The organism is Bhargavaea cecembensis (genome assembly GCF_001619585.1).
GTDB classification, from domain to species: Bacteria; Bacillota; Bacilli; order Bacillales_A; family Planococcaceae; genus Bhargavaea; species Bhargavaea cecembensis_A.
This window is the reverse complement of record NZ_LQNT01000009.1, coordinates 1-21,708: the sequence shown is the minus strand read 5'-3', so window position 1 is coordinate 21,708 and position 21,708 is coordinate 1. Positions and strand designations below refer to the sequence as shown.

Genomic DNA, 21,708 nt, shown 5'->3' with positions numbered 1-21,708 from the left:
AAAAATTTAAAGCGGAACACCGCCCCGGCATGCAACTTTGCGCATGTCCGGGGCGTTTCTTTATTAAGATTGCTCATTGGCCGCCGAATTTGGGTAATACCATATAGAAGTACTGTTTAATTTGGAGGGTCGGTCGATGGACAGTGTCATGAATTGGTTTGCAAAGTTCCTCCCGTACCTGGACGGGCTGAGTATAAATGATATTGAACCCAGGGAGACGGATTGCTCGCCCGGTAACTGGATGCTTTGCAAGAGAAGCGGAGGGGAACCGGTAGGCGAAGTTCACCTGGACAGCAGGGGAGGAATCCGTTATTTCCAGAATATCCATGCAGAGGACAGAACACCGGTAGTTGTCCTCTCTCCTCCTGCAATCCGTGACCGTGCCGGGCAGTTTATTGCCGATGTATTCGGCATGGAGGCTGAAGCTCTTCAGTTCTCCTCGGTTGTCGACCTGGAAAATGTGTATACGATAGATTTTGTCAGGGTGGATGAAGACGGACTGGAGCTCCCGAACTCGGGAGTGAGCCTTGCTTTTCAGAAAGACGGAGTTTTGTACGAACTGGTCAGCTACCTCGGGCCGCTTGTGCTGATCGATGAGCAAAAAACGATCAGTTCGGAGGCTGCGCTCGACCTGTACATGGCCAACCTCACAGCCGAGCTGAAGATCAGCAAATACGACTCGGAGATCTACGTGGATGGCGATGACCAATTTCATCTTATTTATGATTTCCTGACCGGTTCACCGGATGAGGTCAAGATGGACGGTACGGTCATCTCGCTTGCGGAGGACCTGGGCATCCGCCCTCCCGACCATGAGCCGCTGGGCATGGGAACCCTTGAGGCGGAAAGCCGGTCGGATGTTGCATACAGGTTTGCGCTCGATGTGGCGATCAAGGCACTGTTCAAACAATTTCCTGGTGCCGAACAGCGGTTCTTCCTGAGAAAGGAAGCCGGCAATTCCTGTGAGGATGAAAAACCGACATTTACATTTATTTTTGACCGGCACCAGTACGGTATTCAGGTCGAGGATGAAGGTGTGGAGATCGAGGTAGACCGGAAAAACGGAAAAGTGGTCCGGTTTGACAGAAGCGAGGCCGCCGGAAGAGACTTTGGTTCTCTTTTAAGAGAGCGCCCGTTCAGCATGAGGGCGGCGAAGGCACTGTTCGTTTCCGATATCAGCATGCGTCCGGTACGGACTAGAAACGAGGCGGCCGGGGGCGTGCCGGTATACGAGCTTGTATACATCCCTGTCTTTCCGGATCCTGGAGGCCATGTCCATGCGATTGATGCCCATACGTTCGAAAAGTGGACGGTCGATACCGGATCGCTCCTGGAAGGATAGTTTACGCTTACAATCGGTTTTTAACATTGTATAATGAATAAGGCAGCAAACAGACGAACGAATCATATTACAGGAAGTCGGGATTCAGAGAGTATGATGGAAAACAAGCATGTAACAGTCAAACAGGCAGCGGAAGCTTTTTCGCTAGAGGTACTGGGCGGTAAGGAAGAGCTCGGCAGAGTTATTGCCAAGCCGCAGGTACGGCGCCCGGGCCTTGAGTTTTTGAATCATTTCAGTTTTATAGCAAAAGGGCATGTTCAGATATTAGGCCGCAATGAAATCAGTTACTTGAGAACATTGGATGCGGATGAGGCCCGGCACCGGATCGGAAATATGGTGACTTATGATCCGCCATGCATCGTCATCACATCCAATCAAGAGGAGCCGGAGGGGCTATTGCTGCACTGCGGAGAGGCGCATATTCCGGTGCTGAGGACGTCCGACTCGATGACTGATTTTGTACAGAAACTAAACCGTTTCCTGCTGAATCAGCTGGCAGAAGAAATAGCCATACATGGAGTCTGTGTGAATGTATCGGGTATCGGCGTGCTCCTTCGCGGAAAGTCCGGCGTGGGAAAAAGCGAAACGGCCCATACACTGATCGGACGGGGACACCGGCTCGTGAGCGATGACATTGTCGTTCTGAGGAAGCTCAGTCCGCAAACGCTACTCGGGACGCATGATGGCAGCAACAAGGAGTTTCTCGCTCTGCGGAGTGTCGGCCTGCTGAATGTCGTCCGGATGTACGGCAGGACGTCCTTCCAGGAAGAGACGCGGATTGCGCTCGATATCGAACTGATCGAATGGCAGAAAGATGCGTTGAACAACGAGCTTGAAGTTGATGTGAAGTATAAAGAGTACATGGGCGTCAAAATCCCCCACATTCAGATCCAGCTACAGCCGGGACGCGATGTTGCCGGCCTGATCGAAGCAGCTGCGAATAACTGGTACCTCCGTATGCAGGGCTACAGTGCAGCAGAAGAATTTCGGCACCGCCTCGAAGAAGCATTCCATGACGAGGAAGAAGAATAATGATCCGGGCCAAGTGCCCGTCCGGCGGCTTTGAGCCTGCATCTTTCACGGGTGCGGGAGAAAGCCGCTTTCTGATGTTGGGAACCTGGATGTGAATAGGGTAGTATATTGATAGGAAAATGATTCCTTGAGGAGGTGGGGCAGTGAACGCTCAATCCCGATACCGGCAGCTGGCCAATCTGACAAGAATGATCAACACCAAACTGGACCTGAAAGAGATGCTGCAGGCAGTAACAGACGCGATTTCCCAGGAAGTCTTTCAATGTGACTCTGTAGGCATCTATCTGCCGCAGGACGATGGCACGTTCAGGGGATTCACCGGCAAACCCGATGTCCTGAACGGCATGACACTTGATATGCATATCATCAGCCCGGAGGATGACGCGCTCGTCCGGGAAGTCACGAGAACAAATCGGGCAGTTTACATTCCCGATACCCGCTCGGATGACCGGCCGAGCAACTGGGCGGTCGACTCGTTTCTGATCCGCTCCCTTCTTGCAATGCCGATCTCCTATGGGGATGATCAGTACGGGCTCGTCTTTCTGTTCAACTACGGACAGCCGATGAACATTACGGACGAGCAGCGGGAAACCGTGGAGGCATTTGTCAATATGGCAGCTGTGGCCATCCGCAATGCCAATGACCTGATCCGCAAAGAGAATCTGATCCGCGACAAGCAAATGCTGCTCGATGCGAACAGCGAACTGTCACGTGCGGAAACGATGGATCAGGCCATCCAGACCTGTTTCCAGTATGTCGGCGAACTGCTCAAGAACGACGATCCTGCAGTGCATTTGTTGGACCCGGTTGCAGGAAAGAAAATAAAACCGGCCCATCTGTCAAAAAACAGTGACATGAGTGAGGAACAGTGGCTGGAAATGCACCAGGCACAGCTGGATGACCTGCTTGAAGACAAAATGTATCAGGATGCAATCCGGACGAGAATTCCGGTCTACATACCCGATGTCACGAAGGACGAGCGTCCCAATCAGGAAATCTGCCGCACCTTCGGGATCACGGGGATGGTAGTTTTGCCGATGATCGCAATGAATGAAATCCTTGGATTCATCGCCGTGCCAAACCGATCATCAAAAGTCATCGAGTATTCGCAGGCGACCATCGACCTCGCCCAGTCGGTCGTGGACATGACGGCTTCCACCCTATCGAATCTCCTCTTTATTGAAAAGCAGGAGATGATCATCAACCGGCGGACAAGAGAAGTCACAGTTAAAAATGAGGAACTGCAACGCGTCATCACCGAACTGGAGTCGCTCTCCAGGGAAAAGGAACTGATCCTGAAATCAGCAGGCGAAGGGATTTTCGGTATTGGCCTGGACGGCAAAATCACTTTTAGCAATCCGGCGGCACTGAAAATGCTCGGCTATTCCCGTCCGGAAGAGCTAGAAGGTGAAACTTATGATAAAATTTTCCATGGAAAGGGCAGGCGTGACGGTGAACTTCCGCATCAGAATGACGAAGTCGATGTTTTCCACAGGAAGGACGGCACCGTATTTCCTGTCGAATATGACATTTCGTTTATCCAGGAAGACGACCAGGTCTTCGGCCAGGTGGTGATCTTCAAGGACATCACCGAACGGCGGTATCTGGAGGAAGAAATCAAGTATTACGCTTATTATGACAGCCTGACCGATCTGCCGAACCGGCTTCAGATGAAAGAGAGGCTGGACGAGGCTCTGATGAATGCCTCAAGGGACAATGAAAAGGTGGCCGTGCTGTTTCTTGACCTTGACCGCTTCAAGCTGGTCAATGATACACTCGGGCACAGCTTCGGCGATCTGTTGCTGAAGGAAGTGGCGAAGCGGTTGAGTGCAGCGATCCCCGTGAATGGAATCGTTTCAAGGCAGGGCGGCGACGAGTTCATGATCATCTTGCTCGATATAAAAAGCCGGAGTGAAGTGATCCGTGCCGTCGGTAAAATCAATAAGGCATTCGCAAAGCCGATCATCATTGACGACAACGAATTGTTCATCAAAAACTCGATCGGCATCAGCATGTTTCCGGAAGACGGCGATAATGCCGAGCAACTCATCAAGAACGCCGACACGGCGATGTACCACTCCAAGGAAGTGGCAGGCGGCAGCTATCATTTCTATGACGAGAAGTTCGGCAAGCGGACGATCGAGAGCGTCAAGTACGAAAACGCATTATACCGGGCACTCGAGCGGGATGAATTCACGCTATATTATCAGCCGCAGATGGATTTCTGTAACAATCGCCTTTTCGGCGCAGAGGCACTGATTCGCTGGAATCACCCCGATGAAGGCCTGGTCCCACCCGATGTTTTCATCCCACTGGCCGAACAGACCGGCCTGATCGTACCAATCGGGGAATGGGTGCTTCGGGAGGCAGTTTCCCAACTGAAAAAGTGGCATGATCAAGGATTTACCGATCTGAATATGGCCGTCAATTTGTCAGCCGCCCAATTTGAACAGGGCAATCTTCACCGTATCGTCAAGCAGGTGCTGGCCGAAACAGGGATCCGTCCGGAACTGCTTCATCTTGAACTGACAGAGAACCAGATTATGCGAAATACGGACCTGGCCATCTCCACGATGAACAAACTGAAAGAACTTGGTGTTCACCTGGACATCGATGATTTCGGAACGGGCTATTCGTCACTCAGCTATCTTCAAAGATTCCCGCTGTCAACGCTTAAGATTGACCGGACGTTCATTCGGGATATTCTGCTGGATGAGGATGACCGCGCGCTGACCGATACAATTATCACAATGGCGAAAAACATGGGCCTTGAAGTCATCGCGGAAGGCGTCGAGACGGAGGAACAGGCTGATTATCTTTCTTCACGTGAATGCATGCTCATGCAGGGGTATTATTTCAGTCCGCCAATACCGGCAAAGAAGTTTGAAAAGGATTTTATGACCAATCATTGAGGGGGAAGGTCCAATGAAAGCGGGCATTGCAGTTCTCGAACTTCTAAAAAACGTAGGAATCGACCGTATCTTCGGCATACCGGCAGGAAGTGTAAATGTGCTGTTTGATGGGATAAACGATTACACGGACATTCGGCCAATCATTACCAAACATGAAGGTGCAGCGGGGTATATGGCAGCCGGGTTCGCGAAATATACCGGAGGCCCGGCAGTCGCCATCGGCTCAAGCGGACCGGGTGCGATGAACCTGATCACCCCCGCCGCAAACGCCATGAGGGAACAGCTCCCGGTCCTGTTCCTGACCGGTGCGGTTCCGTCTGGCACGGTCGGGATGAACTCTTCACAGGAGCTGGATGCTGCCCCGGTGTTTGCCCCGGTTACAAAGTATTCCAAGCTGGTGGAGCGGGGTGAAGACCTGGTGACGGAAGTGGCGAAGGCTCTGGAAATTGCCTTGAGCGGTGTACCGGGTCCTGTACATATTGCGATGCCGCTTGACGTGCAACAGGCGGAAATTGATCCGGCCGGAATCCCGGCTGCAATCCGTCCTGTAAGTGTAAATGCGGATTTTTCTGCGGCCGGACAAGCCGCAAGGGAAATCAAGAGCAGAAACTCCGGTCTGATTTTTTGCGGGCAGGGTGTCAGGGGACTGGTGCCGGAAGTGATGCGCCTCTCGGAAAGGCTGGGCTGGCCGGTCGTCTCGACACCTGTGGCAAAGGGGCTGTTTAAAGACACACATCCCAACTTTGCAGGAGTTTACGGGTTTGCGGGCCACGAGTCTACGGGCCGTCTTGTCCAGGAAGGTGACTTCGACACACTTCTGGTGATCGGATCAAGCCTCGGTGAAACGGCTACGAGCAACTATAATGCCGGGCTTGCACGAGACCGCTTTGTGATTCAGTTTGACCGTGACGAGACTGTGTTCGGAAGAAAGTATCCGGTGGATCTTCCCGTTCTCGGGGATCTGTCCGATACGCTGCCGGCTGTCCTGAAGGAACTCAAGATTCTCGGTGCCGGAGAGAAGTCGGTCAACGTGCCCTACAATCCGGAGCGGCTGTTGCCGGGTGAGGAATTCACCACCAAGAATGTCATGCTGAAACTCCAGCAGCTGCTTCCTGAACAGACTAGGTACGCTGTGGATATCACAGAGACGGAAGCTTATATCATTCATGACTTGAGTGTTCTTGAGCCGGATGCGTTTGATATCAACGTCCACTTTGGCGCGATGGGGAGCGGTTTATCCGTCGGAATCGCTGCTAAAATGGCGGAACCCGAACGTCCGACGGTGATTGTCACCGGTGATGGGTGCTTCCACATGCACGGTATGGAGATTCTGACTGCGAAGGAATATGGTGTCCCAGTTCTGTTCATCGTCATGAACAATGCCCGTCTTGGACTGGTTTATCACGGTCATAGCCTGCAGTTCAAGCGGGTCCACGAAACCTTCTCCACGCAGCCGATGGATTTCGCGAAGATGGCTGAAGGGCTTGGCATTCCGTCCGCACGCGTGGAGTCAATGGAGGACCTGGACAGGAATACAATCGGGGAACTGATGACCGGAGACGGACCGGCCCTCCTCGAAATTGTTCTGACCGACGACAACCCGCCGCCAATGGGCGACCGCGTGAAGTTCCTTGCGGGTTTTGCGGAATGACTCAGATTGATAGGAAAAAGCCCGGATCCATTATCGGATCCGGGCTTTTTTGATGACAGTTTACTTGTAGGGGTGCTCGTCAAAGTATTTGGTAATGGTCCGGATTGTCCGTGTTTTAAAGTCGTCCGGCACGGGTTGGCCTTCCGGGTCTGCAAAGAAAGCATGGCCATTCCGGTTCTCATAGCCGATTTTGATGAGGCGCTCCAAAAGTTCATCGGGAAGATATTCATTGCCATTTACAGTCATGAACTCCTCTGTCGGTGTCACCAAAACATCCAGGTCTTCGTACCCGCCAGTGATCATGACGAGGTCCCCCTGGTGGCGCTTGACCCAATTCTCCTTGGAACGGATGGAAATGGGGGATTGTTCAATGGAAACGATGCCTTCCAGGTTGGTGCCGAACATGTGGAGGAGAAGCGGGCATAGATGTTCAACAGTGAGCGAAGGCAGTTTCTCCAGCTCTGCCGACAGCATTTCCCGATTGGTGAGCCCGTTCTTTTTGCCACGCAAAACGGGTACATAATCATAATCAAATCCGAACAGATCCCGGACGATGGCATGGACCACATCTGCCGGCTTTCGGTCGCCGATCGCCCCAAGCCGTTTCTCCATCTCATCGAGCCGGTTCCACTTCTTTTCTTTCATATCAATCACCGTCCTGAACGACCACTCTTTGGTATTATTATGACACAATTAGACACGCTTTGTAGACTAAGATTAATAAATGATAAACTAAGTTGATGTACATAGAGAAGGAGTCAGAAATGTGAACGAAAACGGTGAAAATTATTATGCATTTCTCGAACACCGGCATCTCGCAATGGTTGCGGGTGAGCTGGAACAATCCGTCTATACAAGTCCGCGTACGATGCTGACGCATGCACGTGTACTGATTGACTCGGTTTTACAGCTGGTCCTGAAGGAAGAGGGGATTGCGGATGCGCAGCACATATCCCTGAAAGAACGTCTCGATGAAGTCAGCCGTCAGGAACTGCTGACTGATGAGGTCCGGGATGCACTACACGAAATCCGGAAGGCGGGCAACCGTGCGGCCCATCAGCCAAGGGCATTCCGGGTGACCGAGTCACTCGCTGCCTGGGAACAGCTGTATATCGTCATGAAATGGTACGTGGAAGTTTACGGGAATCCGGATTTTACATTTCCCGAATACCGGGACCCCGCTCCACCGAAGGAACAGACCTTCGAACTGCCGGAGCTGGAATCCCGCCTGGGCCGTCTGGAAGAGTTGCTAAGAAAAACGTTGAATGATGACGCAGAGGAAGTCACGCCAGACAAAACACCAACTGCTGTTTTATCCCCGATTAAGCCATTGGATGAATCTCCGGGTTACACAACCGTTCGTCAGATTCGATGCGGTGAGAGGACACTCGACATTCCTTACTTCTTGCGCGATGCCTTCCTCCTGCCGCAGCGATTCGAAAAATCCGTGCGCTTCCTCGTCAAGCTCCACGGCGCGGAAGAAGCACGGATTATGAGTGAACTGCCGGCTGATCTCGCCGGCCTTCATCTATCGGTTACCCGGTATACACAGAAAAATGACGAGCAGTTCTTCGAGGAGCTCTCGGAATTCATCAAAGAGGAAAAAGCCCGCCGCAGAATCCGCATCGAGCGGCCGGGCGAGCTGTTCCTGTTTTATAAAGGCGACTCCATCATCGTGACAGAGGCTCTTGCCGAAGCCGAACTGAACAAGGAAAATTTCCCTTCACTTACGCCGGGATTCATCCGCCAGCTTGAGGAATCGGGCATCCGCCGGGCAGGCCAGCTGCCACAGGAACTGGTTATTCTAGCAAAGTATAAAAATGTCGGAGCGGGGACGATCGAGAAACTGTTTGATGACCTGAAAAACACCCAGAAAGAAATCGTGACCGTATAATGATGAAGCGCCCGCCGACCGGCGGGCGCTTTATTCTATATAAACAATCAAAAATATAGTAGTCTTCTCCGGTGAAAATAGATTGGGATGGTAAACTATTGACAGTATGAAGCCAGTGAAGCTGAAGGAGCGATTTTCATGGAGAAGCGACTCAGAGTTCTAAAAGAACGATATAAACGATTATATCCTGATGAAGGGGTCAGCAAGCGAAAGCTCAGGAAAGCAGAGAAATTCCTTGAAGTGATTCTTCCCCAAGACTTTCGGGAAATTGCTTCCTTCTTTGGTGGGGGACCGCTCGGCGGCATCGATCATTTCCGGTTCGACATAGACGAGATGTACAAACCCGACATCGGCAACGACACGGTCAGATTCAGAAAATACCGTTCTTTACCTGTTTCATGCATTGTTCTGAGCGAAATCGAAGACAGACTGATTTTGATGGACACAGAAAACGTCCCTTCGGTTTTCTGTATCGAGAAAGACAACATCCGGAAATTAAGAAATCAGCAATTTATAGCACAAGAGAGTTGGCAAACCTATACGGACTTTTTTGATGAACAGCTCTTGAAAGAAGAGAAGGCCCTTGCAGAGGGTGCCGCCAGTCTTTCAAAAGATGGAATTGTCCGGGATTTTCTAAGGGACAGGGCGTACTATCAGCGATTTATCTCCCGAGAAGAGGAGAGTATAGAGAAGTTTAAAGGTGCAATTGATCAGGTGATCGGGGAACGAGGGGAAGATGATGAAGGTGTCCAATACGGCTATGGTGTGGTCGCCCGTCTTTATCGGACAAAGCTGGTCGCTCTCTATTCAGCGGGTTATCCGCTGGATGAAATCAAAGCATTTCTGCCCGAAGTCATGGACTGGATTGAAAAAGCGGGAGATGAACGCTTTAGCTACGATCATTATCAGAATTGTGTCCTGCTGCTGTGCCTTGCCATCCTGCTGGAATCGGATGAAGGGTTGGTTGGCAGGATCTCCAAATTGGCCTCGGTCTATCAACAGGAAGATGCACTAATGGAATTTCTCATTAATGGCCGTACTGGCACTGAGCAGAAGCCCGTGAACCGGAGTTTTCTATTCAAAGAACCGTATCGGCATCTTAAACGCGTATTGTTTGCGGAGAATAAGCAACAGAGCATCTGGGGCCTGAAGGTTTATCTTCGGAAATACTGGTATGAGGGCCACGATGAAGCTGCGTGGCATGATCGACACCTTCATAAAGATGAAATTTATAATGGTTATTGGTGCTTTGAGAGCGCGGCAATTGTGAAGATTCTGGAGCTGGATGACCGTGAACTGGCAGGGCGGCGATATTACCCACATGATTTGGTTCATTACAGTACCGTTGAGTAGCTGGATAGTGTTGAATAATAATCTTATGTATACTATGGTGATTTGACCGTATCTTCCATCGTGTTTAAAATGGCAAATCGATTCGGGCGAAGGGCCTGAGACACCTGCGGGAAAAGCGTTAGTCGAAGCCCCGTGGATGTCGCGCAATGGTCCGCAACTCTGGCGCTTTTGCTCGCAGGAGATCTTCCGCTACGCGATGCGCACAGCCGCCACCCTACGTAATGTGGCGCCGTCACGAAGCACGGGTCTGTGACAAAAACGCAGTTTTGGTAAGCAAGGGCCGCAACGGAAATCCGAAGGACTTTCGGGAAGAAGAAAAAACTGCAGACAAATGAGTAATCCACTTACTTTATCTACAGTCTGAAACGGCCACTATATAGTGGCCGTTTGGTTTTGCGTTACCTGATAAACGTCGCTTTGACCCGCCTGCTCCTTACGAAGTAGACAATCCAGAGCACGCTAATGCCAATTCCCAATAGACCGCCCATACCAGCGAGCCAGGCACTTATATTGATCAGGATATTGATGATATAGGCGATGATTATTAGCAGCGGCAGTCGTTTTTTTCTCTTGATCCAATTATAGGCGATGTAGAAATAATAGACAGTAAGTAATAAATATATTATGTAGACAATCAAATCCTGTCCCCGCATATCAAGAGGATTAAAAGACAGGATAACGGATGAGACGGTAAAAAGGTTAAACAAGAGGTACAATGCCGGCAGGATCAGCCATCCTGCAACAATCGCGTATCGGGAGTCTGTGTGGAACTCGGAATCGCCGTCTGTTGCTTCATGGTTCATTGTAGTCACCTCCATTCTGTCAAGCCATCCCAATATAACAAAAGCTGCCCATCTTCCACAATCCGAACTCTGAAAAGGAATCACTGCAGTCCATGTCGAAGTGGGAAATAATCATACTCAGACTTGGAGGGATCGGGATGGCAGATCAGTATCCGGTATTGAAAGGCGCTGAACCTTATTTTGCGGAAGGCGGGGAGGAAGGGGTCCTGATTTCGCACGGCTTCACAGGTTCCACACAAAGTATGCGTCCGCTTGCCGAAGCATTGGCGGAAGCGGGCTACACGGTGTGCCTGCCGCGCCTGAAAGGGCACGGTACCCACTATGAGGACATGGAACGCACGAGCCGCCACGACTGGATTGAGTCGGTAGAAGAAGGCTATCGTTGGCTGAAAGAGCGGTGCGACACCATTTACATGGCAGGGTTGTCCATGGGCGGCACGCTGACGCTTTATATGGCGCAGCATCACCCGGACATCAGAGCGATCGCGCTCATCAACGCCGCCATTGACATGCCGGCACTTAAAGAAGTCGGCGAGCCGGAAGACGTCCGTTTCCTTGACGCAATCGGCTCGGACATCAAGAAGGCGGGCGTCATCGAACTGGCCTACGAGAAAACACCGGTCAGGTCGGTGAAGGAGATTCTCGCTCTGATGGATGAAGTGCGGGCAGATCTTGAAAAAGTGAAGTGCCCGGCACTGACCCTGGTCTCTGATGAAGACCATGTAGTCCCTCCGGGCAATTCCGGCATCATCCATGACGGCGTTTCATCAAGTGAGAAGGAGATTCTCCAGCTGAAAGAAAGCTATCACGTAGCCACATTGGACAACGATCAAGATAGGATTCATGAAAGTGTACTCCGCTTCTTCAGAAAGAATTCATGAGAATATGAATCTATAGGAACGCGGTGCCGGGTATGAATCGTCCTCGGTATGAAAAATGTTCCTTCCCATATGATAAAGTACTATACAAATACTGATTCGCCGAGAAATAAAACCCTCCTGGCGATCAGCTTGAATCTGATCACTAGAAAGCGGTGGCACCGGAAGTGAACTTCCTTTTCAAGAAAAACTGGACGATTCTCAAGGAGATCGCCGGTGAAGCAAAGCGCAATTGGCGCATACTTAACGAACAGAAAGCCCTACGTGATAAGATTAAGGCCTTTCCCATGGTGTACTTCCCGGCTGTATTCCTCTTGGGTTTCCTGGCCAGCTGGTACGTAAGTCTGTTATTTATCTTTGTGGGTGCATTTATGGGTCTATTCCTCGGAATTACAGAGAATCCCTATCTGTTCCTGATGCTTTTGTTGCCGTTTGTCGGCATGCTGACTCTTAAGCTGACACAGGTTTACTGGACATCGTTTTATCCTGTTTACCGCAAGGAATTCTTCAAAAAGATGAATCTGGGAACGGATTCTGCACGATAATGAACGGCACCCCGCGGGGTGCCTATTTATATGAAACCTGTTCCCTATTGGTATACTGGATTCAGAACAATCAGTCGGAACTCCGGCAAGAAGGGGGAAGGGAAATGGCGTTTTTTGAAACAATTGACGGAATGAATCTGTTTTATGTGGACAAGGGCAAGGGACAGCCCATTGTGCTCGTTCACGGATGGTCGGGCGACCACACGACCTTCGCTGAGCCGATCGAATCCTTGAGCAACGATTTCAGGGTGGTGGCTTATGACCTAAGGGGGCATGGACAATCTGACCGTACCGATCAGGGGCTGACGCTCCGCCGCTTTGCCCAGGATCTTGAAGAATTAATGCAACACCTCGGTCTGAGCGGGGTGACGCTGGCCGGCCACTCGATGGGTGCATCTACCGGTTTTGAGTACATCCGCAACCATGGCACTGATCGGCTCCGCTCCTTCACGATCTTCGATATGACCCCGAAACTCGTCAATGAAGAAGGATGGAATCTCGGCCTGTGGCACGGAGAATATACTCGTCCGGATGCCGATCGTGACCTGACGCAGATGTATGAAGAATTCGAAGGCTTCTCGAGAACCTTCATGAAGCGGACAGTACCGTACCTGAGCGAAACAGAGCTTGAAGAAATGCTGAAGCTGTCCGCCTCCAATTCTCCTCATGTGCTGGCTGCCATGTGGCACGCCATGGTGACGGCCGACTATCGGGACATGCTTGCCGGCATCACAGTGCCGGCACAGATTGTCTACGGCGACAAGAGCACGCTGTATTCAAAAGAAACCGCCGCCTATCTGAATGGACAGATTCCAGATTCTAAGGTGATCGCGTTTGAAAACTGTACCCATATGCTGACTGCCGAGAATCCGGACAGGGTAGAAGAAGTCATTCGGCAGGCCGCGGGCACGCCGGCATCCAAAGCCTAAATCTATAAGCGATCACGACTGCAGACAACGATGTCTGCAGTCGTTTTTCATTTGTCCGTATGATCCCTGTAAATCTTTCGTAAAGCCAAAAAATCACCTTTAGCAATTCTTTTACAACTCCTTCATATGGAAGCAAAAGACGGACCCCTATAATGGACGGGCACCAGAAAGAAAATGCCGGAGTGGCTTTTGTTCCGGACAGAAGATACATAGAGGTGAACACGTTGCAGGTCAGGTTTGAAGACGTCACCATGACGTATGGAGACAAAAAAGTGCTAGAGCAGATTGATTTCACTTTTCCGGCGCATTCCCTCGTTTCGGTGCTGGGACCGAGCGGATGCGGGAAATCTACAACGCTGATGCTCATCTCAGGGCTGATGTTCCCGACAGAAGGGCGGATTTTCTTCGGTGACCGCGAAGTCACCAAATTGGATGCGGTCAAGCGGAAGGTCGGGATGGTCTTCCAGAATTATGCCCTTTACCCGCATCTGTCGGTTCTGGACAACATCATGTTCCCGCTCAAGATGGCAAAGGTTCCGAAAAACAAGCGTCGGGAACGGGCACTCGAGCTCGCCAATCTTGTCCAGATTGAGGACCACATCGACAAAAAGCCGAAACAGTTGTCAGGCGGCCAGCAACAGCGAGTCGCCATCGCCCGCGCGCTTGCGAAGGAACCGTCCATCCTGCTCATGGACGAACCGCTCTCGAATCTGGATGCGAGGCTGCGGCTGGAGATGCGCGAGGAGATTCGCCGTATCCAGCAGGAGACGAACATTACGACGGTGTTCGTCACTCACGACCAGGAAGAGGCGCTCAGCCTCTCGGACCAGGTGATGGTGCTGGAGGATGGCGCAATTCAGCAGATGAGTACGCCGCGTGATCTGTATGAGCGCCCCGACAATCTGTTTGTCGCCAGCTTCCTCGGCAAGCCGGCGATCAATACACTGGCATTCGATCCGAACGGAAGGATCAGGAGGATGATGAATATCCCACAGCCGTATGCGGGCCAGATCGAAACGGTCGGCATCCGTCCCGAATGCATCATTGCCACCGATCATACGCAAGACGCCCTGTTCCGGGGTGAAGTCACCCATATTGAGCGGATCGGAAGGGGCGTGTCTGCCAAGGTCCGTCTTGACGGCGCGGAAATGTTGGTGACCGGCTTGCCGGCAGCTGTGGAAGAGGGACAGACGATCAATCTGACGGCCGATGACGGGGATCTTCTTTACTTTGATCAATTTGGCCGATCCGTCCGATGGAGTGAATCGGGAAGTTCAGTCGGGAGTGCGGGTGCATGATACAGAACCCGACTCTGAAAAGCACGATGAAGGCCTGGCTCTACATCCTGCCGATGATGCTCATCATCTTCACGTTCAACCTTTATCCAATCGTCAAGTCGTTTGCGATGAGCTTTTATACGGATTACAACTTCTACGATGATGTTGTCCATGCTTATGGGCTCGGCAACTTCGCGACGATCCTGCAGGATTCTGATTTCTATCTTGCGATCAAGAACACCTTCGTTTTTGTTCTTGGAGTCGTCCCCATCTCGATTGCCCTTTCACTGGGTATCGCCCTGCTGCTGAATCAGATTAAGTTTCTCTCCGGCTTTTTCCGGACCGTTTACTTCCTGCCGTTTGTCACGAGTACGGTCGCGATCTCGCTTGTCTGGAATTGGCTGTACCACCGGAATTACGGACTGATGAACTACTTTCTCGGCCTGTTCGGAATCGAGCCGGTCCTCTGGATTACCGACCCGGACTACTCGATGCTGGCGCTGGTCATCATGGCGGTCTGGAAGGGGCTCGGCTTCAACATCATTCTGTTCCTTGTCGGTCTGAATAATATCAATGAGACGTACTACAAGGCGGCCAAGGTCGACGGGGCATCCGGCATCCGGCGATTCTGGAACATTACCCTGCCGCTCCTCGGACCCACTGTATTCCTTGTTTCCGTACTCGGCGTCATCAATAGCTTCAAGGTGTTTGATGAAGTGTATGCCTTGTTCCAGGCAAAGCCGGGACCGGCAAAGTCGACACTGACGATCGTGTATTACCTGTACGAAAAGTTCTATACGGAATACCAGTACGGCATCGCTGCCGCGGCAGGCGTCGTTCTGTTCGTCATCATCTTTGCCGTCACGCTGATCCAGTTCGCTTACAACAGGAAGTTTGTCCATTACTGAGAAAGGAGGCGAAATGGCTTGAAACAAGTGCTGGAGACCCCCGCCGGACTGCCGCCGGCCAAGCGCGCAAGCTGGCTTCTGGCAGATGCGGGAATGGCGGATGTTCTGAAAAAGGGACTCATCTACACTGCCCTGTCGATCGGTGCCATCACGATGCTGATTCCGTTTTATTGGATGGTTGTCACATCGCTGAAAACTCCCGCTGAGGCAGTCGCCATGCCGCCGGTCTGGATGCCGGAGGTCCCTCAGTTTGTCAACTACGGAACTGCTCTCGAGGCCGCTCCCTTCGGGCGGTACTTCCTGAACAGTGTGCTCGTGACCGTGGTTTCAACGATCGGTGAACTGTTTACGACGATCCTGGCGGCATTCGCATTCGCAAAAATGAAGTTTTACGGGCGAAGCCTGCTGTTCACCGTCCTGATCGCGACGATGATGGTGCCCGGGGAGCTTCTGATCATTCCGAACTTCGTGACGCTCTCAAACTTTGGCTTGATCAATACGTATGCGGCGCTGATCATTCCGTATCTTGCAAGTGTGTTTTCTGTCTTTATCCTGCATCAGAATTTCGTGTCAGTGCCGGATGAGCTGTACTATGCCGCCAAGGTGGACGGTTGCAGCGATTTCCGCTTTCTCTGGTCGGTCATGGTGCCGCTGTCCAAGTCTGCCATCGTGGCGATCACAATCCTGAAGGTGATCGGCAGTTGGAACTCGTTCATGTGGCCGCTGATCGTCACGAATGACCGGATGCTCCGCACGTTGCCGGTCGGACTGCAGGCATTCACGACTGAGGCGGGGACGAAGTATGAACTGTTAATGGCCGCCTCTACACTTGTCGTCCTGCCGATGATCATCCTGTATCTGTTCCTGCAAAAAAACATCATCATGGGCATCTCGCGGAGCGGGTTGAAGGGATGAATGAAGTAGAGTGTTTGATTTCCGTTCCGGGCGGACGCTTTCAGCGGGGAAGGCTAAGAGCCGACGCCAATACAAAGGTTGACGTCTGCGCCCAAAAGCAAAGCGTTGGGCAGCCATCTATCAGCTAATGTCCGTATAAGAAATTATTAGGGGGAGAGAAGGATGTTGAAGAATCATAAATTCACACTTGGGGCAGGGCTTTTCCTTACTGCCAGTTTGCTATTGGCGGCGTGCGGCGGTGAAGCCAGCAGCAGCGAGGAGGCCGATGCGGCTACTAAAGAAAATGGAGAAACCGTCGAAGTGACATTTTGGCACGCAATGAACGGCCCGCATCAGGAAGCGATCACCGAACTGACGGAGAAGTTCAATGAATCCCAGGATGAGATAGTCGTAAAGGAAATGAATCAGGGCGACTATAGCTCGCTCCAGCAGTCCATTATGGCTGCGGGCGTATCCAAAGACCTTCCGACAATGTCCCAGCTGACACCGGGCCAGGTGCCGGATCTTGCCGAAAACAATTTGCTTCAGCCGCTCGATGATCTGATCGTCAGTGACACCGCGTTTTCCCAGGACGAGCTTGATGACATCTATGAAGGTTTCCTGGACGGTGTGAAATACGACGACAAGATATATTCCATGCCATTCTCCAAGTCGACCCGGATCATGTTCTACAACCAGGAAATCCTCGATGAATATGAAATGGATCTTCCGACAAGCTGGGATGAAGTCATCGAGCTTGGCGAGAAAATGACTGAAGCCGGTGACGATCGTGTCGCCATGGGGCTGGAGAACAGCTTTGAAATGGAATTCGAAACGATGGCCCGCCAGAACGGCTCGGCTTTCATTGACCAGGACACACATGAAGTCGAAATCGATTCTCCTGAAAGTGTCGAGGCACTGCAGTTCCTTATGGATGCGATCGGTAATAGACATGCTCGTACAGCAGGTGAAGACGGCTACTTCTCCGGCCCGTTCAGCCGCGGTGAGTCCGCACTGTATATCGGTTCCAGCGCCGGTGTGGCACACGTACAGCCATCCGCAGATGAAAACGGACTTGACTGGGGAACTGCAGAAATCCCGACATTCAATGGTGAACAGCTGACACTCCTTGCGGGCAACGACCTTGGCGTCTATGCCCCCGCTTCAGAAGAGGAAAAGGAAGCGGCCGTGACGTTCATCCATTTCCTCCTCCAGCCTGAAAACACAGCTTTCTGGGCGATGGAAACCGGATATGTGCCGATCACCCGTGCTGCGCAGGATGTACCGGAATACCAGGATTTCCTTAAGGAAAACCCAACGGCCGAAGCGGCGAACAAAGAGCTTGAGTACGCAGCAAACTCTGCCATGTTCAAAGGCCACGGCGAATACCGGAACGCATTCATCGAGACGCTGGACGACGTCCTTGTCAACGGCACAGATGTGCAGGAAGCACTGACCGGACTGGATCAGCAGACAGAAAGCATCATCGGAAACTGATAAGGGGGGATACTCGATGACACGCTACCGCTTCTGGGGTGGTCTGGACACCATCGGCGGCAATATCGTGGAGATCCTCACCGGAGAGGCCAGAGTCATTTGTGACTTTGGCTTGTCCTATAGCGGGGATCCGGTAAAACAGCCGGGAGGAATAACGCTGACAAAACAGTTGATCATTGATGGAAGTCTTCCTGCCATCCCGGACCTGTACGATAAGGGAGGATTGCTCTCCGATGCGGCCGGTCCGGTCCATGAAAAAATACCACAGACTGCGATTTTCATCTCTCATCTTCATTTGGATCACATGGGCGGACTGCCGCACCTGCCGGAAGGGACGAAAGTATATCTGTCCCGGGAGGCTTACCGCCTCTACAACATCCTTATTGAGACCGGGGGAGAGCAGCCTGCAAGGGTTTCGCTCAACCCGGTCGGTGACAATGAGACTGTCACGGTCGGGGACATCCGTGTAACCTTTAAGCCATCCGATCATGATACACCAGGCTCTTCCGTACTCTTCATCGAGACGGACGACCTGAAGCTGATCCATTCGGGTGATCTCCGCCTGACGGGTAACCATCCCGATAAGGTGATCAGCTGGGTAAAAGAAGCAGAACAATGGCAGCCGGATGTTCTGCTGCTTGAGGGGACCAGCTTCAGCTCCGATCGGAAAGAAAATCTTTCTGCAATACCTGCCACTGAAGAAGAGCTGATCGAATCGCTGGAAACCATTCTTTGTGATGATACGGAGAACATTGTCTTCATCAATCCGTATATCCGCAACATCGAGCGAATGAAAGATGTAGCAGAAACAGTTGAACGGAGCGGCAGGGAGATAGTATTCGAAGAGGCCTATGCCAGGGTCCTGAAAACATTCCATCCGGAGCTTCAGCCGGCAGTTTTGAGAGAAACGTTGATCGGAGAAGAAACGTTCGAAAAAACGATCTCTCTTCAGGAACTTTCCGAACATCCCGGCCGCTTTGTTCTCCAGAACAGCTATCCGAACATCCGGTTCGCTGAAGGATTTGGCGGGGGAATCTATTGTCACAGCAACGGGGAACCGCTAGGGAGTTATGACCCCCGATATGCGGACATGCTGGCCCAATTGGAGAAACACCAGTTCAGCTTCAGGGAGCTGGGAACGAGCGGGTATGCCGGCCAGATGGACCTGCTTGCCATTGCTGAAGTAATTGAGGCGGGCGTGACCGTACCTTGGCATACACTCCGGCCTGACGTTTTTCATAAAGAGCTTCAGTTGGCCGGTGTAAGGCCATTTCTTCCGGTGGCGCAGGTCTGGTACGGCAATGGAACAGCTGAAGGTGAAGCGGAGCTCCCGTTGCATCCGGTACATACCAGGTAACCTCAGACATCAGAAGTGAACGGAGGCGGACGCGATGGACAAGCTGACACTGACCATACTGGAAACAAGTGATGTGCACGGATATCTATTTCCGGGAGACGGAAGAGAAAGAGATCAGAACATGGAGTTGGGCCTGTTCAAAGCAGCAACGGTTATCCGGGAGGAAAAGCGGAAAGCGGATGGGCCGGTCCTCGTCATCGACAACGGTGATTTCATTCAGGGCTCGCCGCTGACCTCCTATATGAAAAGGGAGCGTGGAACGGCGGCGCCGATTATGGATGCGCTGAACATGATGGAGTTTGATGCCGGTGTACCCGGCAACCATGAGTTCAACCATGGCCTGTTCTATATGATGGAATCAGTCAGGGCCGCCAAATTTCCGGTGCTCGCTGCCAATATTTTGGATGAGACCGGGGAGCCGGTTACCGGTAAGGCTTATGAGATCTTCGAGAAGGATGGTGTCCGCATTGCCGTGCTCGGCCTGGTGACCTGCTACATACCGCACTGGGAACATCCTGACCACTGCGCAGGCCTCACATTCCGTTCAGCGGTCGCCAGTGCGAAAGAGTATGTTCCGATGCTCCGGGAAATCGCAGACGTTGTCGTTGTCAGCTACCACGGGGGCCTTGAATGTGACCTGGAGACCGGCGAGCCGACAGAGATGCTGACAGGGGAGAATGAAGGATACGCGCTTCTCACAGAAGTGCAGGGGATTGACGCACTATTGACCGGCCACCAGCACAAAAGAATTGCGACCGTCAAAAATGGAATTCCGGTGATCCAGCCGGGCTACAGGGGAGAGGCTGTCGGTAAAGTGACGCTTGAGCTGGAAAAGCAGGAGGGCAGCTGGCGTATTACCGGCTGCAATGCCAGACTGGAAGAGGTGAAAGGAAAAGAAGCGGACCTGGTACTGGCGGAGCAGTTTAGTGGCCTGAAGGGTGAAATGGAAGCGTGGCTCGACACGCCGATCGGCGGAATTGTCGGTGAGATGTCCATCACCGACGCACTTGACGCAAGGATCAGCGGACACGCCTATGTAGATTTCATCAATCGGGTCCAGATGCATCACAGCGGATGCGCCATTTCAGCGACATCCCTGTTTAGCAGGGAAGCGACAGGTTTTCCGCCAAGCGTCACATTACGGGATATTGTCATCAACTACCTGTATCCGAACACGCTTGCCGTCTGCCGGGTAACCGGCAGCGACCTCAAGGAAGCACTTGAACTGTCCGCTGCCTATTTTGAGCTTGACCCAGCTGGCGAGATCGGCATCAACCCTGCTTACATTCAGCCGAAAGCGCAGCATTATAACTATGACATGTACGCAGGAATCGAGTACACGATCGATCTGACACGGCCACCCGGTGACCGCATTACGGTTCTAATCCATGATGGTCATCTCATTAAACCTGATGAAACACTGGAGATCGTCCTCAACCAATACCGTGCGGTCGGCGGAGGCGGGTATCACATGTTCGGCCCTTCTAAAATCACCCGGGAAGTCCGTGTACCGATGACGGAACTGATAGCGGGTTACTTCAAAGAACATCCGGTTGTCATGGCGACACAGAACCGCAATTTTGAAGTGATCCGTTCCGGGTTCGGAAGTGAAGAGGATGAGGTGCCCGATCTGCAACTGGAGAGCAGAGCCTAAAAAAAGACGCTCCAAATCGGATCGTCCGAAGGCAAGCGGGAAAGGTCCCGCTTGCTTTTTTTAATTGAGGTTAATCCCCGAGCGGAGCTGCCGAAGGCGGGACAGCCGGATCCGGAGCATGAGGCTTCCGGACAAACAGCCCGGCAAAATGGCTCTTATAATGGTAGAGGAGCAAACCATGCAATAGAACAATCACTGCGGCAAGCGCCAGCATAGACGGGTCCACGAACAGGTGAAGCAGGAAGATGTTCGCCACAATCGGACTTAAAGCAGCCAGCGCCATCGGCACGAACTGATTGGTGAGAAGAAGAATCCCGCAGATGATTTCAAGGGTTTTCTCAACAAACAGCAAGTAGTCAAACATAAACAGAGCCATGGCTTCAGGACTTGTCGCGATAAACGGCTCAAAGCCAAAAAAGACTACATACCCGTTAATCCCTGCACCAAGGAAGATGACCCCCAGCAGCACTCTGCAGATCTGGATTAACCGACGGTTCATGACATCGCTCCCCCTCGATTTGTTGTCTGAATTATAACATAACGGAGTTCTTCATTATATACCCGGTTCAGAACTCCCGGTCGTGCTAATGAAACATTCCGACTATAAAATAAGGGGTTGCGCGGTTTTGGAATGCGGTGTATAGTTATCAACGTTGCGTTTCCAAGTAACGCGGCGAACGGATTAAGACAAAAAAGTTGTTGACGAAAGTTGGGCAGCATGTTATATTAAGTAGGTCGCTGAACAACACAACGACAATAAATGAACCTTGAAAACTGAACAG

At 51.8% G+C, this 21,708-nt stretch carries 18 protein-coding genes; 15 read left to right on the top strand and 3 right to left on the bottom strand.

Annotated features, from left to right (window positions below; all coding sequences use genetic code 11):
- The first annotated feature begins 136 nt into the window (after positions 1-136).
- The 4 genes from AV656_RS03800 to AV656_RS03785 all read left to right on the top strand — a co-directional run bounded on the left by AV656_RS03800 (position 137) and on the right by AV656_RS03785 (position 6,937).
- The gene (locus AV656_RS03800) at positions 137-1,342 is read left to right on the top strand and encodes a hypothetical protein (RefSeq protein WP_063179079.1); all 1,206 of its coding nucleotides are present in this window, start codon (positions 137-139) and stop codon (positions 1,340-1,342) included.
- A gap of 93 nt (positions 1,343-1,435) precedes the next feature.
- A complete protein-coding gene (gene hprK / locus AV656_RS03795) occupies positions 1,436-2,374 on the top strand; it encodes an HPr(Ser) kinase/phosphatase (RefSeq protein WP_063179077.1) in 939 nt (312 codons plus the stop codon).
- Positions 2,375-2,562: 188 nt separating this feature from the next.
- Entirely contained in the window at positions 2,563-5,286 is a 2,724-nt protein-coding gene (locus AV656_RS03790; protein ID WP_063181194.1) for an EAL domain-containing protein, read from the top strand.
- Between the two features lie 13 nt (positions 5,287-5,299).
- A complete protein-coding gene (locus tag AV656_RS03785) occupies positions 5,300-6,937 on the top strand; it encodes a thiamine pyrophosphate-binding protein (RefSeq protein WP_063179075.1) in 1,638 nt (545 codons plus the stop codon).
- A gap of 60 nt (positions 6,938-6,997) precedes the next feature.
- On the opposite strand, the gene AV656_RS03780 is transcribed toward AV656_RS03785, so the two are convergent.
- Positions 6,998-7,582: a hypothetical protein gene (locus AV656_RS03780; RefSeq protein WP_063179073.1), complete on the bottom strand. Its 585-nt coding sequence runs from the start codon at positions 7,580-7,582 to the stop codon at positions 6,998-7,000.
- A gap of 121 nt (positions 7,583-7,703) precedes the next feature.
- Here AV656_RS03780 and AV656_RS03775 point away from each other — a divergent pair, with 121 nt between their 5' ends.
- Positions 7,704-8,831, top strand: coding sequence for a DUF4145 domain-containing protein (locus AV656_RS03775; protein WP_063179071.1), 1,128 nt, complete (start codon positions 7,704-7,706; stop codon positions 8,829-8,831).
- 138 nt (positions 8,832-8,969) lie between these two features.
- Positions 8,970-10,184, top strand: coding sequence for a PoNe immunity protein domain-containing protein (locus AV656_RS03770; RefSeq protein WP_063179069.1), 1,215 nt, complete (start codon positions 8,970-8,972; stop codon positions 10,182-10,184).
- 398 nt (positions 10,185-10,582) lie between these two features.
- Here the strand turns inward: AV656_RS03770 and AV656_RS03765 are convergent, their stop codons facing one another.
- The gene (locus tag AV656_RS03765; RefSeq protein ID WP_063179067.1) at positions 10,583-10,987 is read right to left on the bottom strand and encodes a DUF2569 family protein; all 405 of its coding nucleotides are present in this window, start codon (positions 10,985-10,987) and stop codon (positions 10,583-10,585) included.
- A 137-nt stretch (positions 10,988-11,124) separates the two neighbouring features.
- On the opposite strand from AV656_RS03765, the gene AV656_RS03760 reads away from it, so the two are divergent.
- The 9 genes from AV656_RS03760 (at position 11,125) to AV656_RS03720 (ending at position 20,926) form a co-directional block, all read left to right on the top strand.
- Positions 11,125-11,868, top strand: a complete 744-nt coding sequence (locus AV656_RS03760; RefSeq protein ID WP_063179065.1) for an alpha/beta hydrolase — start codon at positions 11,125-11,127, stop codon at positions 11,866-11,868.
- Between the two features lie 164 nt (positions 11,869-12,032).
- Positions 12,033-12,410 carry a hypothetical protein gene (locus tag AV656_RS03755; RefSeq protein WP_063179063.1) on the top strand — a complete coding sequence of 126 codons (378 nt, stop codon included), beginning with the start codon at positions 12,033-12,035 and terminating at the stop codon, positions 12,408-12,410.
- Between the two features lie 104 nt (positions 12,411-12,514).
- Positions 12,515-13,339: an alpha/beta fold hydrolase gene (locus AV656_RS03750; protein WP_063179061.1), complete on the top strand. Its 825-nt coding sequence runs from the start codon at positions 12,515-12,517 to the stop codon at positions 13,337-13,339.
- A 215-nt stretch (positions 13,340-13,554) separates the two neighbouring features.
- Complete coding sequence (locus tag AV656_RS03745; RefSeq protein ID WP_231877233.1) at positions 13,555-14,637, top strand: ABC transporter ATP-binding protein; 1,083 nt, start codon at positions 13,555-13,557, stop codon at positions 14,635-14,637.
- Complete coding sequence (locus AV656_RS03740) at positions 14,634-15,524, top strand: carbohydrate ABC transporter permease (protein ID WP_063179059.1); 891 nt, start codon at positions 14,634-14,636, stop codon at positions 15,522-15,524. Before AV656_RS03745 ends, AV656_RS03740 begins: the two co-directional genes overlap by 4 nt.
- Positions 15,525-15,551: 27 nt before the next feature.
- Positions 15,552-16,439, top strand: a complete 888-nt coding sequence (locus AV656_RS03735) for a carbohydrate ABC transporter permease (RefSeq protein ID WP_231877259.1) — start codon at positions 15,552-15,554, stop codon at positions 16,437-16,439.
- A 162-nt stretch (positions 16,440-16,601) separates the two neighbouring features.
- A complete protein-coding gene (locus AV656_RS03730; RefSeq protein ID WP_063179057.1) occupies positions 16,602-17,915 on the top strand; it encodes an ABC transporter substrate-binding protein in 1,314 nt (437 codons plus the stop codon).
- Between the two features lie 16 nt (positions 17,916-17,931).
- Positions 17,932-19,272 (top strand): MBL fold metallo-hydrolase, encoded by a 1,341-nt coding sequence (locus AV656_RS03725; RefSeq protein WP_063179055.1) that lies wholly within the window; start codon positions 17,932-17,934, stop codon positions 19,270-19,272.
- Positions 19,273-19,306: 34 nt separating this feature from the next.
- Positions 19,307-20,926, top strand: a complete 1,620-nt coding sequence (locus AV656_RS03720; RefSeq protein ID WP_063179053.1) for a bifunctional metallophosphatase/5'-nucleotidase — start codon at positions 19,307-19,309, stop codon at positions 20,924-20,926.
- A gap of 70 nt (positions 20,927-20,996) precedes the next feature.
- Here the strand turns inward: AV656_RS03720 and AV656_RS03715 are convergent, their stop codons facing one another.
- Positions 20,997-21,425: a hypothetical protein gene (locus tag AV656_RS03715; protein ID WP_063179051.1), complete on the bottom strand. Its 429-nt coding sequence runs from the start codon at positions 21,423-21,425 to the stop codon at positions 20,997-20,999.
- Positions 21,426-21,708 lie beyond the last annotated feature (283 nt).

What these genes read in the sequence shown, in the direction of transcription:
- AV656_RS03800 (WP_063179079.1), top strand. Translation starts at nt 137, where the DNA reads ATGGACAGTGTCATGAATTGGTTTGCAAAGTTCCTCCCGTACCTGGAC.
- hprK (WP_063179077.1), top strand. Translation starts at nt 1,436, where the DNA reads ATGATGGAAAACAAGCATGTAACAGTCAAACAGGCAGCGGAAGCTTTT.
- AV656_RS03790 (WP_063181194.1), top strand. Translation starts at nt 2,563, where the DNA reads ATGATCAACACCAAACTGGACCTGAAAGAGATGCTGCAGGCAGTAACA.
- AV656_RS03785 (WP_063179075.1), top strand. Translation starts at nt 5,300, where the DNA reads ATGAAAGCGGGCATTGCAGTTCTCGAACTTCTAAAAAACGTAGGAATC.
- AV656_RS03780 (WP_063179073.1), bottom strand. Translation starts at nt 7,582, where the DNA reads ATGAAAGAAAAGAAGTGGAACCGGCTCGATGAGATGGAGAAACGGCTT.
- AV656_RS03770 (WP_063179069.1), top strand. Translation starts at nt 8,970, where the DNA reads ATGGAGAAGCGACTCAGAGTTCTAAAAGAACGATATAAACGATTATAT.
- AV656_RS03765 (WP_063179067.1), bottom strand. Translation starts at nt 10,987, where the DNA reads ATGAACCATGAAGCAACAGACGGCGATTCCGAGTTCCACACAGACTCC.
- AV656_RS03760 (WP_063179065.1), top strand. Translation starts at nt 11,125, where the DNA reads ATGGCAGATCAGTATCCGGTATTGAAAGGCGCTGAACCTTATTTTGCG.
- AV656_RS03750 (WP_063179061.1), top strand. Translation starts at nt 12,515, where the DNA reads ATGGCGTTTTTTGAAACAATTGACGGAATGAATCTGTTTTATGTGGAC.
- AV656_RS03740 (WP_063179059.1), top strand. Translation starts at nt 14,634, where the DNA reads ATGATACAGAACCCGACTCTGAAAAGCACGATGAAGGCCTGGCTCTAC.
- AV656_RS03730 (WP_063179057.1), top strand. Translation starts at nt 16,602, where the DNA reads ATGTTGAAGAATCATAAATTCACACTTGGGGCAGGGCTTTTCCTTACT.
- AV656_RS03725 (WP_063179055.1), top strand. Translation starts at nt 17,932, where the DNA reads ATGACACGCTACCGCTTCTGGGGTGGTCTGGACACCATCGGCGGCAAT.
- AV656_RS03720 (WP_063179053.1), top strand. Translation starts at nt 19,307, where the DNA reads ATGGACAAGCTGACACTGACCATACTGGAAACAAGTGATGTGCACGGA.
- AV656_RS03715 (WP_063179051.1), bottom strand. Translation starts at nt 21,425, where the DNA reads ATGAACCGTCGGTTAATCCAGATCTGCAGAGTGCTGCTGGGGGTCATC.